This window comes from Novosphingobium mangrovi (assembly GCF_022818885.1).
Classification (GTDB): domain Bacteria; phylum Pseudomonadota; class Alphaproteobacteria; order Sphingomonadales; family Sphingomonadaceae; genus Novosphingobium; species Novosphingobium mangrovi.
Genome location: NZ_JALHAT010000003.1, coordinates 279,498 through 292,871, shown reverse-complemented (window position 1 = coordinate 292,871; position 13,374 = coordinate 279,498). Strand labels below are relative to the sequence as shown.

14 protein-coding genes are annotated in these 13,374 nt (G+C 64.7%); 3 read left to right on the top strand and 11 right to left on the bottom strand.

Features of this window, described 5'->3' with window-relative positions; genetic code table 11:
- The first annotated feature begins 42 nt into the window (after positions 1-42).
- Entirely contained in the window at positions 43-369 is a 327-nt protein-coding gene (locus tag MTR65_RS03640) for a DMT family transporter (protein WP_243797146.1), read from the top strand.
- Positions 370-373: 4 nt separating this feature from the next.
- On the opposite strand, the gene tgt is transcribed toward MTR65_RS03640, so the two are convergent.
- The 9 genes from tgt to MTR65_RS03595 form a co-directional block, all read right to left on the bottom strand.
- The gene (gene tgt / locus MTR65_RS03635) at positions 374-1,507 is read right to left on the bottom strand and encodes a tRNA guanosine(34) transglycosylase Tgt (RefSeq protein WP_243797144.1); all 1,134 of its coding nucleotides are present in this window, start codon (positions 1,505-1,507) and stop codon (positions 374-376) included.
- A gap of 84 nt (positions 1,508-1,591) precedes the next feature.
- Entirely contained in the window at positions 1,592-2,647 is a 1,056-nt protein-coding gene (locus MTR65_RS03630; RefSeq protein ID WP_243797141.1) for a DUF481 domain-containing protein, read from the bottom strand.
- A 17-nt stretch (positions 2,648-2,664) separates the two neighbouring features.
- Entirely contained in the window at positions 2,665-3,438 is a 774-nt protein-coding gene (locus tag MTR65_RS03625; RefSeq protein WP_243797139.1) for an ABC transporter permease, read from the bottom strand.
- The gene (locus MTR65_RS03620) at positions 3,435-4,385 is read right to left on the bottom strand and encodes an ABC transporter ATP-binding protein (protein ID WP_243797136.1); all 951 of its coding nucleotides are present in this window, start codon (positions 4,383-4,385) and stop codon (positions 3,435-3,437) included. The genes MTR65_RS03625 and MTR65_RS03620 overlap by 4 nt, the downstream gene beginning before the upstream one ends.
- A gap of 72 nt (positions 4,386-4,457) precedes the next feature.
- A complete protein-coding gene (gene queA, locus MTR65_RS03615; protein ID WP_243797134.1) occupies positions 4,458-5,498 on the bottom strand; it encodes a tRNA preQ1(34) S-adenosylmethionine ribosyltransferase-isomerase QueA in 1,041 nt (346 codons plus the stop codon).
- 61 nt (positions 5,499-5,559) lie between these two features.
- Complete coding sequence (locus MTR65_RS03610; RefSeq protein ID WP_243797131.1) at positions 5,560-6,249, bottom strand: peptidylprolyl isomerase; 690 nt, start codon at positions 6,247-6,249, stop codon at positions 5,560-5,562.
- Positions 6,250-6,344: 95 nt separating this feature from the next.
- A complete protein-coding gene (gene coaD / locus MTR65_RS03605; protein WP_226635642.1) occupies positions 6,345-6,872 on the bottom strand; it encodes a pantetheine-phosphate adenylyltransferase in 528 nt (175 codons plus the stop codon).
- Between the two features lie 70 nt (positions 6,873-6,942).
- Positions 6,943-7,851 carry a polyprenyl synthetase family protein gene (locus tag MTR65_RS03600; protein ID WP_243797128.1) on the bottom strand — a complete coding sequence of 303 codons (909 nt, stop codon included), beginning with the start codon at positions 7,849-7,851 and terminating at the stop codon, positions 6,943-6,945.
- Between the two features lie 3 nt (positions 7,852-7,854).
- On the bottom strand, positions 7,855-8,109 hold the full coding sequence (locus MTR65_RS03595; RefSeq protein ID WP_226636511.1) for an exodeoxyribonuclease VII small subunit: 255 nt from the start codon (positions 8,107-8,109) through the stop codon (positions 7,855-7,857).
- A gap of 138 nt (positions 8,110-8,247) precedes the next feature.
- On the opposite strand from MTR65_RS03595, the gene purL reads away from it, so the two are divergent.
- Complete coding sequence (purL, locus tag MTR65_RS03590) at positions 8,248-10,407, top strand: phosphoribosylformylglycinamidine synthase subunit PurL (RefSeq protein ID WP_243797125.1); 2,160 nt, start codon at positions 8,248-8,250, stop codon at positions 10,405-10,407.
- Positions 10,408-10,492: 85 nt separating this feature from the next.
- Here purL and MTR65_RS03585 read toward each other — a convergent pair whose 3' ends face one another.
- The gene (locus MTR65_RS03585; RefSeq protein WP_243797123.1) at positions 10,493-11,197 is read right to left on the bottom strand and encodes an HD-GYP domain-containing protein; all 705 of its coding nucleotides are present in this window, start codon (positions 11,195-11,197) and stop codon (positions 10,493-10,495) included.
- A 237-nt stretch (positions 11,198-11,434) separates the two neighbouring features.
- A complete protein-coding gene (gene serB / locus MTR65_RS03580; protein WP_243797120.1) occupies positions 11,435-12,331 on the bottom strand; it encodes a phosphoserine phosphatase SerB in 897 nt (298 codons plus the stop codon).
- On the opposite strand from serB, the gene miaA reads away from it, so the two are divergent.
- Entirely contained in the window at positions 12,324-13,310 is a 987-nt protein-coding gene (gene miaA, locus MTR65_RS03575; protein ID WP_243797118.1) for a tRNA (adenosine(37)-N6)-dimethylallyltransferase MiaA, read from the top strand. The genes serB and miaA overlap by 8 nt on opposite strands.
- Positions 13,311-13,374 lie beyond the last annotated feature (64 nt).

Here is a 13,374-nt window from a genome sequence, read left to right as displayed (position 1 = left end):
GACAAAACCGGGACGGCCCGGCAGCACACAGGAGGCTGCCACATGGCATGGGTTTTCGTCGTACTCGCGGGTCTGCTCGAGACTGTCTGGATCTATTTTCTCAAGAACACCCAAGAGGGGGTCACCGCATTGGGTGCCCTCGCCATGGCCGCCTCCCTGCTCGGCAGCTTCTGGCTTCTGGCCCTTGCCATGCGCACGATCCCGCTTGCCGCGGCCTATGCCGCCTGGACCGGGATCGGAACCCTCGGCGCGTTCCTGCTTGGCTTTCTGGTCTTCGGGGAGCGGCTGAGCCCGGCGGCGATCGCCGGGCTCGTGCTCATCGTCTCGGGCACCGTGCTCCTGCGCGTGGCAACAGGCAGCGGCGCCTGAGGCGCTATTTGCGGTTGGCGAAGTAGTCGCGCCGGAAATCGGCCGCGAAGGCATCGAAGCGCTGCTCCGCAATCGCATCGCGCATGCCCTGCATGAGCTGCTGGTAGAACCAGATGTTGTGCTCGGTCAGCAGCATCGCGCCGAGCATCTCGCCCGAACGGATGAGGTGGTGCAGGTAGGCGCGGGTATAGGTCTGGCAGACCGGGCAACCGCAGCGGTCATCGACAGGCCCGGTGTCCTCGGCATGGCGCGCGTTGCGCATGTTGAGGGGACCATTCCAGGTGAACGCCTGCCCGTTACGTCCCGAGCGGGTGGGCAGCACGCAGTCGAACATGTCGACCCCGCGTTCGACGGCGCCAACCAGATCGTCAGGCTTGCCCACGCCCATGAGGTAGCGCGGACGATCCTCAGGCAACTGCTGGGGCGCAAATTCAAGCGTCGCAAACATCGCTTCCTGGCCCTCGCCCACGGCGAGGCCGCCGATGGCATAGCCATCGAACCCGATGTCGACGAGCGCATCGGCGCTGGCCTTGCGCAAGCCCTCGTCGAGCGCGCCCTGCTGGATACCAAAGAGCGCCGAACGCTCGGCATGCTCCTCCCCGCTGTCAAAGCCCTCTCGGCTGCGCTTGGCCCAGCGCATCGACATCTCCATCGAGCGCGCAATGACATCGCGCGGCTGGTCGATCTTGGGGCATTCGTCGAAGGCCATGACGATGTCCGAGCCCAGCAGGCGCTGGATCTCCATCGAGCGCTCGGGGCTGAGCATGTGGCGTGAGCCATCGAGGTGGCTGGCAAAGGTCACGCCCTCCTCGGTAATCTTGCGCAGGTCCGAGAGGCTCATCACCTGATAGCCGCCGCTGTCGGTCAGAATCGGGCGGTCCCAGTTCATGAACTTGTGCAAGCCCCCCAGGCGCGCCATGCGCTCGGCCCCGGGCCGGAGCATGAGGTGGTAGGTGTTGCCAAGGATGATGTCGGCCCCGGCCGCGCGCACGTCCTGTGGCTTCATCGCCTTGACCGTGGCAGCGGTGCCCACGGGCATGAAGGCGGGCGTGCGGATCTCGCCCCGGCGCATCTGGATGACGCCGGTACGGGCCCGACCGTCGCGGGCGTGGATCGAAAACTGGAAACGCGGTTTCATGCCCCGCCCGTTAGAGCATTTTCCCATGAGATGGAATTATCTGATGGTTCGGAAAAAACGCGGCGGGCCAACGCCCCGGGCCCATCAGAAACCGTAGACCAGTGAAAAGCTCGAGGTCGTATCGGTCTTGAGCGTTCCGGTGGCCGGTGAGGTCTCGTGCTCGAAATTATAGGAGAGCTTAAGTTTGATGTGATCGGTCATCGCGGTTTCAAGCGCGGTGAGCGAGGTGAACGTATTGTTTTCCGTGCTCACGTACCCGCTGGCAACCTGCGAGAGCTTGACCGTATCATTGAGTTTCCAGGCAAAATCCAATGACATGAGAGCGGAATACTGGGTGTCACTGGGTTGGTCGACATAGTCGATTATACGCATTGCCGGGCCAGCTTCGAGCGAAAGCGTCATGGCGCTGGTGTTGATCAGACGTCGACCAAGACCGCCCGACAGCGAGAAGCGGTTGTCGAAGCCTGAAATCGGATCCTTCTCGTACTGCGCGCGCGAATAGATGAAGTAGCCTTCATGCAGCGTGTAGCGCGGCTGGTAGGCAAGGACGTACTTGTTGTTCGTCGTGCGCCCTTCGGTCTCCTGGTAGTTGGCACTGGCGGTGATCGTATGTTGCCACTTGATGCCCTGCCGATCGAACTTCATGCCGCCGGTCACGCCGAAGTTATTGGTATTACCGGTGTTGCGAAAGCCGCCCAGTTCAACCTGCCCCTTCCAGAGCTGAAGAATGCCGGCTTGCCGGATCCGCCGCTGCTTCGCTTCGAACTCGGCGCGCTCCTCGGCCGCGCGGCGGTCGCGGTAGCTCTTGTGCATGCCCCGGATCTCGTCCTTGAACCAGGGCTGCACCTTGATTGCGAACTTCACGACCGCATCAACCTCGGCGTCCTCGTCGCCCTTCATCGATTCCTCGAGCATGGCCCGCACGTTGCGGGGCAGGGTCGGGCGGTCGGCATCGACGAAGGGGATCGGCTCCACGAAGGTCGGAAGCAAGACAACGACGGGCCGGGGCGGAATGGGATCGGGCATCGCGATGACGTCCCAGTCCACGGCGCTGCCCTCCGGCGGCTCATCTTGCGCGAAGGCCGGAACGGAGAGCAGGACAAGGGGAAGGACGAGGCTTGACCGGAAGCGAAAAGGCATTGGCGATGGTTACGTAATCACGAACGCAAACGCCAGCCCGTTGCAAAGATTCGTGCAATAATTGCAATGCAGATACCCAGGAAGCCGAGCGCCATGAGAAGCGAGACGATCACCGGGAAATCCGCCTGCCCATAGAAGCACCAGCGCAGGCCGTTGACGAGATAGACCATCGGATTGGCGAGAGCCACCGAACGCCAGGGCTCGGGCAGGAGGTCGATCGAGTAGAAGGTCCCGCCCAGAAACGTCAGCGGCATCACGAACAGCGAAGGCACCATGCCGACCTGCTCGAAGCTCCTGGCCCAGATCCCGAGGATGAACCCGAAGAGCGAGAACGAGGCCGAGACAAGCAGGACAAAACCGAGCACCAGCACCGGATGGACAATCGTGTAGTCGACAAAGAAGCGCGCGGTCCCCAGAATGATCGCGGCGAGAACCAGCGATTTGGTCGCCGCCGCGCCAACGAAACCGACAAGGGTCTCGGCAAAGCCGACGGGAGCCGAGAGCAGCTCATAGATCGCGCCGGTGAAACGCGGCATGTAGATACCAAACGCGCCATTCGCCGTGCTCTCGCTCAGGAGTGTGAGCATGAGCAGGCCGGGGACGATGAAAGCGCCGTAGTCGACACCCTCAAGGCCGGATTCCATGCGCCCCCCGATGGCCGCCCCGAAGACGACGAAGTAGAGCATCGTCGAGAGCAACGGCGCGATGATGGACTGGAGCGCGGTGCGCAGGGCCCGCGCAAGTTCATGCTTGTAGATGGTCCACGCGCTGCGGGCGTTGAACAGGCTCATGCGCCCTCTCCCGTGTCGGACTGGTTTTCGAGGAGGTTCACGAAGATCTCCTCCAGATTGGATTCGCGGATATCGATGGCGGTGTAGTCGACCCCGTGGGCGATCAGCGCCTTGGTGACCGCGGCCACCTCGGACTTGCCCTGCCCGGTGCCATCCCCACCGCGGTAGACAAGCGAACGGCCATCTTCAGCCAAGCTCAGCGAGTGGCCCGACAGCCCCTCAGGGAGGGCGCTGATCGGCGCTGCCAGTGTGAACACCGCTTCGGTGCGGCCGAGCCGGGCCATCATCGCGCGGGTTTCCTCGACCATGCGGATACGGCCCTTCTGGATGATCCCCACGCGGTCGGCCATTTCCTCGGCCTCCTCGATGTAGTGGGTGGTGAGGATGATCGTGGTGCCCTGCTCGCGCAGCGCGGAAATGTGCGTCCACATGTCGCGGCGCAGTTCCACGTCCACGCCCGCGGTGGGCTCGTCGAGGAACAGCAGTTCGGGATCGTGGGCGAGCGCCTTGGCGATAAGGACCCGGCGCTTCATCCCGCCTGAAAGCGCGCTCAGCGATTCCTCGCGCTTGTCCCACAGGCTGAGCGCGCGCAGGATTTCTTCCACCCGCGCCGCATCGGGCGCGAGGCCGAACAGGCCGCGCGAATAGTTCACGGTGTGGAGCACCGTCTCGAACATGTCGGTGGCGAGTTCCTGGGGGACGAGTCCGATGCGGCGGCGCAGGGTGCGCCAGTGGCGCCCCATGTCCTTGCCAAAGGCCCGGATCGTGCCCGAGCTAGGCTGGACCAGGCCGCAGACAGCGCCGATCAGCGTGGTCTTGCCCGCCCCGTTGGGCCCCAGAAGCGCGAAGATCTCGCCCTTGCGAATGGTCAGGTCGACACCGTTCAGCGCGGTGAAGCCCCCGTCATAGGTCTTGGTCAGACCCTCGATTTCGAGAATGTCCTGCATGGCCGGGAACATGGGAGGAAGCCCACGCGCTTCCAAGGCCCCACACCGCAATTGCCGGACAAAAAAGAAAGATCAGGCCCGCGCGCCGGGGATCAGCAGGCTGGAATCGCCATAGCTGTAGAAGCGGTAGCCGTGCTCGATCGCGTGGGCATAGACCGCCTGCATCTTCTCCAGCCCCATCAGGGCCGAGACCAGCATGAAGAGCGTCGACTTGGGCAGGTGGAAGTTGGTCATCAGCCCGTCGATCGCCTTGAAGCGGTAGCCCGGCGTGATGAAGATCGCGGTGTCGCCTTCGAAGGGACGGATCACGCCGTCCTCGCCCGTTGCGCTTTCCAGAAGCCGCAGGCTGGTCGTGCCGACTGCGATGATGCGCCCGCCCGCCGCGCGCGCGGCGTTGAGGCGATCGGCCGTCTCGGCATCGATCCGGCCCCATTCGGAATGCATCTGGTGTTCGGCAGTGTCGTCCGCCTTGACCGGAAGAAAGGTGCCCGCCCCGACATGGAGCGTCAGCGTCTCGCGCCCGACCCCGGCCGCATCGAGCTTCGCGACCAGTTCAGGCGTAAAGTGCAGCGCGGCCGTGGGCGCGGCCACCGCGCCCTTCTCGCGCGCGAACATGGTCTGGTAATCGCTCTTGTCCGCCTCGTCGGTGTCGCGCTTGCCTGCGATGTAGGGAGGAAGCGGCATGCGTCCGGCGCGTTCGAGCAGGATTTCGACCGGCTCTTCGCCCTGGAAGGCAAGCGTCCAGCTGCCGTCGCCCCAGCGATCCTCGGCGATGGCTTCAACCTCGGCGGGAAACTCGATGCGGTCACCAACCTTGAGGCGCTTGCCATTGCGCACGAAGGCCTGCCACCGGCGCAGGTCCAAGCGCTTGTGCAGGGTCGCGCCGATGCGCGCCTCGCCGCGGCGGCCCTCAAGCTGGGCGGGAATGACGCGGGTGTCGTTGAAGACCAGGATGTCGCCCGGCGCCAGGACCTCGGGAAGCTCACGCACGATGCGGTCGGCCAGCGGCGCATCGCCATCGGCCACGAGAAAACGCGCCGCGTCACGGGGCTTGGCCGGGCGCAGCGCGATGTTCTCGCTCGGGAGATCGAAATCGAAAAGGTCTACTCGCATGACCGGCAGCCGCTAGACGCGAAACGCGCCTGCGGCAAGATGCAAGCGGCCTGGCGGCCTCTTACTGGGAGGCCGAGTTGTTGAGATCGTCGAGCGTGACGGGCGTATCGTCGGTCACGGCCGGAGCCGGGGCGGCCGGCTTGGGCTTGTGCTCGGAGAAAAGCGAGGCCTGGACGATCTTCGTGGGATCCTCGGGCGGCTCGCCCCGGTGGATCGCATCGACGTAGTTCATGCCGCCGATGACGCGGCCGAACACGGTGTACTTGTGATCGAGCGCGAAGCGCGGATAGAACACGATGAAGAACTGGCTGTTCGCGCTGTTCGGATCGTTGGTGCGTGCCATCGCAACCGAGCCGCGCACGTGCGGCATCGCATTGAATTCCGCTTCCAGATCGGGAAGGTCGGACCCGCCCTGCCCGGTGCCCGTCGGATCGCCGGTCTGCGCCATGAAGCCATCGATCACGCGGTGAAAGATCAGACCGTCATAGAAGCCTTCGCTGGCGAGCTTGCTGACACGTTCGACGTGGTGGGGCGCCCATTCGGGCACGAGACGAATGAGCACGCGGCCACCGTTGCTGAGGTCGAGGACCAGCACGTTCTGCGGATCATGGCTCGGGTCCATGTCGATCTTGGTGGGCAGCTGCGCCGGAGCCTCGGCGGCCGCAGCGTCCTTGTCCTTGGCGAACGCGACCGGGCTGGCAAGTACAGTGGCACCCAGCATCAGCGCGGCAACGGTATGGCGAAATTTCATGGATTACTCACAAGCTCGAAAACCGATCCTTGGCAGGGGCGATAGAGCCCTCTCGCTGTCGGTACAATGAATGATTTTGCGGGATGCCCCCGCGCTCAGTAGTCGCCGAGGCGCCCCCGCGCGTCGATCCGGGCAATCACGTCCTCGCGCACGGCCGGGCTCACGAACTTGGTGATATCGCCCCCGAACAGCGCGATCTCCTTGACCAGCTTGGAGGCGATCGGCTGCAGGCTGACGTCAGCCATCAGGAACACGGTCTCGATGTCGGGATCGAGCTGCTGGTTCATGCCGGCCATCTGGTATTCGTACTCGAAGTCCGCGACAGCGCGCAGGCCCCTGAGGATGATCGTTGCGTTCTGTCGCTTCGCGAACTTCATCAGGAGCGCATTGAAGGCGACCACCGTGACGTTCTCGACGCCCAGTTCCTTCACCTCGCGCTCGACCATCGCCATGCGCTCTTCGGGCGTGAACATCGGGTTCTTCGAGGGATTGGTCGTCACCCCGATGATTAGGCGATCCACCAGCTTGGCGCCGCGCCGGATGATGTCGGCATGGCCCAGCGTAATCGGATCGAACGTGCCGGGATAGACGCCCACGCGCTCCGCAGTCCGGGTCTCAGTCATTTCGGCTTCCTCCATGCGGCTCGCGGGCCGCGGCTTCCTGCCTTGATGCGCGCTGCCTTGCGCGAGAAAATCAGTGATCGCGCTCGACGATATAGCGCGCAACGCTGCGCAGAAGATCGGCTTCCTCGCCATGCCCCGAAAGGTGCCCGACGGCCTGTTCCACCAGCATGCGGGCCTGTTCGCGCGCACGGTCCGCGCCCATCAGCGAGACAAAGGTGGCCTTGCCCGCATCGGCATCCTTGCCCACGGCCTTGCCCGCCACCTCGGCATCGCCTTCATGATCGATGAGGTCGTCCGCGATCTGGAAGGCCAGCCCGATGTCGCGCGCATAGCTGCGCAGGTGCGTGCGTCCCTCGGGCGGAACATGGCCCAGGATTGCGCCCATCTCCACCGCGGCGCCCAGCAGGGCCCCGGTCTTGAGCTGCTGGAGGCGCGTGATCGTGTGCAGGTCGAATTCGGAGGTCTCGGCGACGAGGTCCATCATCTGGCCGCCCGCCATGCCTTCCGCCCCGCTGGAAGTCGCCAGCACGCGCACCAGTTCGATGCGGGTGAAGGGATCGGCGCTTGTCGCCGGATCGGACAGCACCTCGAAGGCGAAGTCGTGCAGGGAATCGCCCGCCAGCACCGCCGCCGATTCGTCGAAGGCCAGGTGAAGGGTAGGCTTGCCGTGGCGCAGCGCATCATCGTCCATGCACGGCAGGTCATCATGGATCAGCGAATAGACGTGGATCGATTCGAGCGCGATCGCCGCACGGATCGCTGCCTCGCGCTGAACACCGTACATACCCGCAACCGCCGTCAGCAGCAGCGGACGCAGCCGCTTGCCACCACCAATCGCGGCATAGCGCATCGCCTCGTAAAGACGCGCGCGCGCATCATCGGGTACCGGCAGCAGCGCATCGAACGCGCCGTCCACTTCGCCCGCAATCGCGACCAGCGCCTCTTTCAGCAGCGAATCGCCCGAAGCCCCCTCTCCCACGTCTCAGCGCTCCGGCGTGTCGAAAGGCTGGGTGGAGACCGGCGCGCCGTCGGGCCCGGTCACGATCTTCTCGATCCGGGCCTGGGCTGCATCGAGCCGCTTCTGGCAATGCTGACGCAGCTTCTCGCCCTTTTCATAGAGCGAGATCGAATCCTCCAGCGGCACTTCACCGCTTTCCAGCTGGCGCACAATGGTTTCCAGTTCGCGCAGCGCGTCTTCGAAGCTGAGCGTGTCGAGTTCGGGTGTCTGGGCATCCATGCGCCAAGCAATGGCGCTGCCCGGCACGAGGGTCAAGGTCGCACAGCCCTCTTCCGACAGGCAATTCGTGCATCAAAGGCCGGTTCGGCGATATTGGAGACTAGCAAGCGCGCACCGACATGGCTAAGGGCCGTGCGCATGAGCGAAATCACCCCTGACGTCGTCGAGGCGCATGGCCTCAGCCCCGAGGAATACGAGCGCGTCGTGAACGCGATGGGCCGCGTGCCCAATCTCCTTGAACTCGGCATCTTCTCGGTCATGTGGTCCGAGCACTGCTCGTACAAGTCGAGCCGCTTCCACTTGAAGCAGCTCCCGACCGAGGCTCCTTGGGTCATCTGCGGCCCGGGCGAGAACGCGGGCGTGATCGACATCGGCGATGGCCAGGCCGCCATCTTCAAGATGGAGAGCCACAACCACCCCAGCTACATCGAACCCTACCAGGGCGCGGCGACGGGCGTGGGCGGCATCCTGCGCGACGTCTTCACGATGGGCGCGCGCCCGGTCGCGAACATGAACGCATTGCGTTTCGGCCGTCCCGAGCACCCCAAGATGAAGCACCTTGTGCAGGGCGTGGTCTCGGGCATCGGCGGCTACGGCAACTGCGTGGGCGTTCCGACTGTCGGCGGCGAGACCAACTTCCACAAGGCCTACGACGGCAACATCCTCGTCAACGCGATGACCGTGGGCGTCGCGGACACCGACAAGATCTTCTACTGCGCCGCGACCGGCCTTGGTAACCCCATCGTCTACGTTGGCTCGAAGACTGGCCGCGACGGCATCCACGGCGCGACCATGGCGTCCGCCGACTTCGACGAGAAGTCCGAGGAAAAGCGCCCGACCGTGCAGGTTGGCGACCCCTTCACCGAGAAGCTGCTGATCGAGGCCTGCCTCGAGCTCATGGCGACCGACGCCATCGTCGCGATCCAGGACATGGGCGCAGCGGGCCTCACCTCGTCCTCGGTCGAGATGGCCAGCAAGGGCGGCGCAGGCATCCGCCTCGACATGAACCAGGTGCCCTGCCGCGAAGAGGCGATGACGCCCTACGAGATGATGCTCAGCGAATCGCAGGAGCGCATGCTCATGGTGCTGAAGCCGGGCAAGGAAGCGATGGCCGAAGCCATCTTCAAGAAGTGGGAACTCGACTTCGCGGTGATCGGCGAAGTGACCGACACCGGCCACATGGTCCTCGAATTCGACGGCGAGGTGGTCTGCGACATTCCGCTCGGGCCCTTGGCTGACGATGCGCCGGAATACCAGCGCCCCTATGTCTCGGCTGAGGACTACAAGACCTGGGCTGCGGTACCCGCGATGGGCGATGTGCCCGCGACCACCGATCTGGGCGCAGACCTCACCACGCTCGTCGGCTCGGCCGACCTCGCCTCGCGCGCGTGGATCTGGCAGCAGTACGACAGCCAGGTCGGCGCCGACACGATGCAGAAGTCGGGCGGCGACGCTGCGGTCGTGCGCGTGCACGACACCAAGAAGGCGCTCGCCATCAGCACCGACTGCAGCCCGCGCTACTGCTACGCGGACCCTTACGAGGGCGGCAAGCAGGCTGTGGCCGAGACCTACCGCAACATCTCGGCCGTCGGCGGCCTGCCGCTGGCGATCACCAACTGCCTCAACTTCGCCAACCCCCAGCGCCCTGAAATCATGGCGCAGATCGTGGGCTGCCTGAACGGCATGGGCGATGCCTGCCGGGCGCTCGATTACCCGATCGTGTCGGGCAACGTGTCGCTCTACAACGAATCGAAAGCCACCGGCGGCGGCTCGGCGATCCTGCCCACGCCCGCGATCGGCGGTGTCGGCCTGCTTGCCGACCACGACGCGATGGCGACCATTGCCTTCAAGAACGAAGGCGATGAAATCTGGCTGATCGGCGGCAAGGGCTCGCACCTGGGTCAGTCGCTCTGGCTCAAGACCATCGCGGGCAAGGAAGCGGGCGACGCGCCCGTCGTCGACCTCAAGGCCGAGGCCGCGAACGGCGGCACGGTGCGCAGCCTGATCGGCGCGGGCACGGTCAACGCCGTCCACGACATCTCGGATGGCGGCCTTCTCGTCGCGCTGGCCGAAATGGCGCTGGCAAGCGGCCTTGGCTGCACGCTCGAAGGTGAACTGACCACCGCCGAAGCCTTTGGCGAGGACCAGTCGCGCTATGTCGTGACAGCCCCTGCCGGCACTGAGATCCCGGGCGCCGAGAAGATCGGCAGCGTTGGTGGCACCACCGTCGCGGGCATCGAAGTCACCGAGCTGCGCCGCGTCAACGAGGCCTTCTTCAAGGACTGGATGGAAGCCTGATCGGTTTTCCTTGAGGAAACACAATTCACGCCCGCCCCCGCACCGCATGGTTCGGGGGCGGTTTCGTTTCGGCACTGTCGAGATTTCAGAGCGTTGCCGGTTCCAGGCTTTGGGCAAATACGGCCAGCAGGTCGGGATCGAAATTGCCGCGTGTGCGGCGCATCTCATCGAGCGCCATCGCGCTCGACCAGGCCTGCTTGTAGCTTCGGCTTGAAATCAGCGCGTCGTAGACATCGCAGATCGTCGCAATACGAACCGGCTCGGCAATGTCTTTCGCGATCAGCCCGCCCGGATAGCCGCTGCCATCGAGCCGTTCATGGTGATGGCGGCAGACCGCGATCATCATCGGGCTCGCCAGACCCCAACGCTCCAGAATCTGGCCTCCGCTTTCGGCATGGCCGCGCATGACCTCAGCCTGGGCCGCGTCGAGGCGCCCCGGCTTGTCGAGTATCTCATCCGGAATTGTCAGCTTGCCGATGTCGTGAAAAAGGCCCGCAAGGCCCATTTCCAGGACATATTCCCGGTCGTGCCCGGCGTGATGTGCAAAGTTCATCATCAGGCACGCCACCGAGAGCGCGTGCGAGCGCAGGCCCCTGCGCCCAAAATGGTCATGTACCGATGTCAGTATCCCTGCGCGATTTTCGCGCAGCCAACGCTCGATCTGGATGACAAGCCTGCGTGCCTCCTGCAGCCCCGAAGGCTCTGCGTGCAGGACCTCCTGCGCAATCAGGCCCAGGCGAAGGCGCACATCGACGCGGATGTCCATCTCCGTCTCCGGCGTCCAGGGCATGGCTTCGAGCCAGCCCTCTCGGGACGTCCTCCCGCTCTCTGCAATCCAACCACCGCCAAAGGCCATCAATCCCGCGTGTCCCGTGCCTTGACCATCAAGTTGCGGTCCAACCACCATAGCCGCGTTTACAAACGCTTAATGCCCCCGCAGGCGGAGAAGAAACGGCACTTTTGCGTGATATATGCAGGCAGGGGTCTGGAAGGCGCCCCGCTTCCGAAAGGCGCCTGCCTTGCATACTTAGCCGTGGACCCAGTCCTGTTCATCAATGCCAAGAAGGCGCAGGACGTCGGTGAGATCGCCCCGGTCGATCCAGCCATTGGCCGCAAGTCGCGCCTTGGGCTTGGCGTGGTAGGCGATGCCGTAGGTCGAGGCCTCCAACATCGGAATGTCGTTGGCGCCATCGCCCGTCGCAAGGCTGGGCACGAAGTCGCCGCCTTCGCCCGCAACAGCCGCGATTTCGGCCAGCAACGTCGCCTTCTTGACCGAACTGTCGACCACGGGTCCGGCCAACTCGCCAGTCAGCTTGCCATCGGCAACCGCGAGGCGGTTACCCACCACGTGCTCGAAACCCAGCATCGCGGCAATGGGATCAGCGAAGTGGTGGAAACCGCCGGTGACGAGCACGGTGCGGCAGCCGAACTTCTTGAGCGTCTCGACCAGTGTCTTGGCACCGGGCATCGGACGGATACGCTCGGCAAGGCAATCGTCGACCGCGGTCTCGCGCAGCCCTGCGAGAAGCCCCACCCGCTCGCGCAGCGCCGATTCGAAATCGAGCTCGCCCTGCATCGCGCGCTCGGTGATGTCCGCGATCCGCTCCTTGAGCCCGGCGAAATCGGCCAGTTCGTCGATGCACTCCTGCCCGATCATCGTCGAATCCATGTCCGAGATGAAGACCTTGGGCAGGATCGGCTCATGGTCGGTCACCAGGCCATCGCTCGCGCCGAAATGGGCATCCAGCGCGCCGCGCAAGACATCCGCGCCGTCGTCGGGCGAGGCGATCTGGAGCGTCTTGTCACAGAAGTCGAGCATCGCCGCCGAGGCCAGGCGCACCCCGCCCTTCTCCATCTCGGCGCGCACGGTGTCGATTTTTGCCGAGAGATTTTCTGCGTCTGCTATCAGCCGGGCGATGAGCACTGCCAAATTCCTTGATGCGAAATATGATTCCAAGGCCGGGGACCGGCCACCGCTGGCGCTCATTGCAGGGCCGACGGCCAGCGGCAAGAGCGATTGTGCGGTTGCCCTGGCTCAGGAGCTGGAGACGCGCGGCCGCAGCGCCGTGGTTCTCAACGCCGACGCCTCGCAGGTCTATGCCGATATCCCGATCCTGAGCGCCTGCCCGGCCGAGGAAGAGCGCGGCGGGATCGCGCACCGCCTGTTCGGCACCTGGGACGCAGCCACGGCCTGCTCCGCCGCTGACTGGGCCACGGCCGCCCGCACGGAAATTGCCGAGGCCCATGAACGCAGCGCCATCCCGATCCTCGTCGGCGGCACCGGCCTCTATATCCGCACCCTGCTTGACGGCATCGCCCCGATCCCAGCCATCGATCCCGCCGTGCGCGAGGCGGTGCGCGCCCTCCCCGTCGCCGAGGCGCACGCCGCGCTTTCGCGTGAAGACCCGCAGCGCGCCGCACAGCTCGCCCCGGCGGACACCACCCGCGTGGCGCGCGCGCTGGAAGTCGTGCGCTCCACCGGGCACCCCCTTGCCCATTGGCAGGAACGCAAGGAAGGCGGGATCGCCGATCAGGTCACGCTCTTCCCGGCCATTCTCATGCCCGAACGGCAATGGCTCTACGAACGCTGCGACCTGCGCTTCACGCGCATGGTAGAGGCCGGCGCCCTCCCCGAAGTCGAAGCGCTTCTGGCGCGCAAGCTTGATCCTGACCTGCCCGCGATGCGTGCGATCGGCGTGCCCGAGCTGGCCGCTCACCTGCGCGGCGAGATCACCTGCGAGGAGGCAATCGCGCGCGGCGCGCAGGCAACGCGCCGCTATGCCAAACGACAGTTCACCTGGCTGCGCCACCAACCCCCGGAAGACTGGCCTCGGATCGAATCTGAAAATTACACCCTAAAGTCCATTTGCGATATTTTATTTCGACGTTTTGGGTTGACGTGATATTTCGCAATGCCTAAAGGCTGCCTCGTCAAGCCCTCGGAAGTTGGGCTCGGAGGAGAGGATG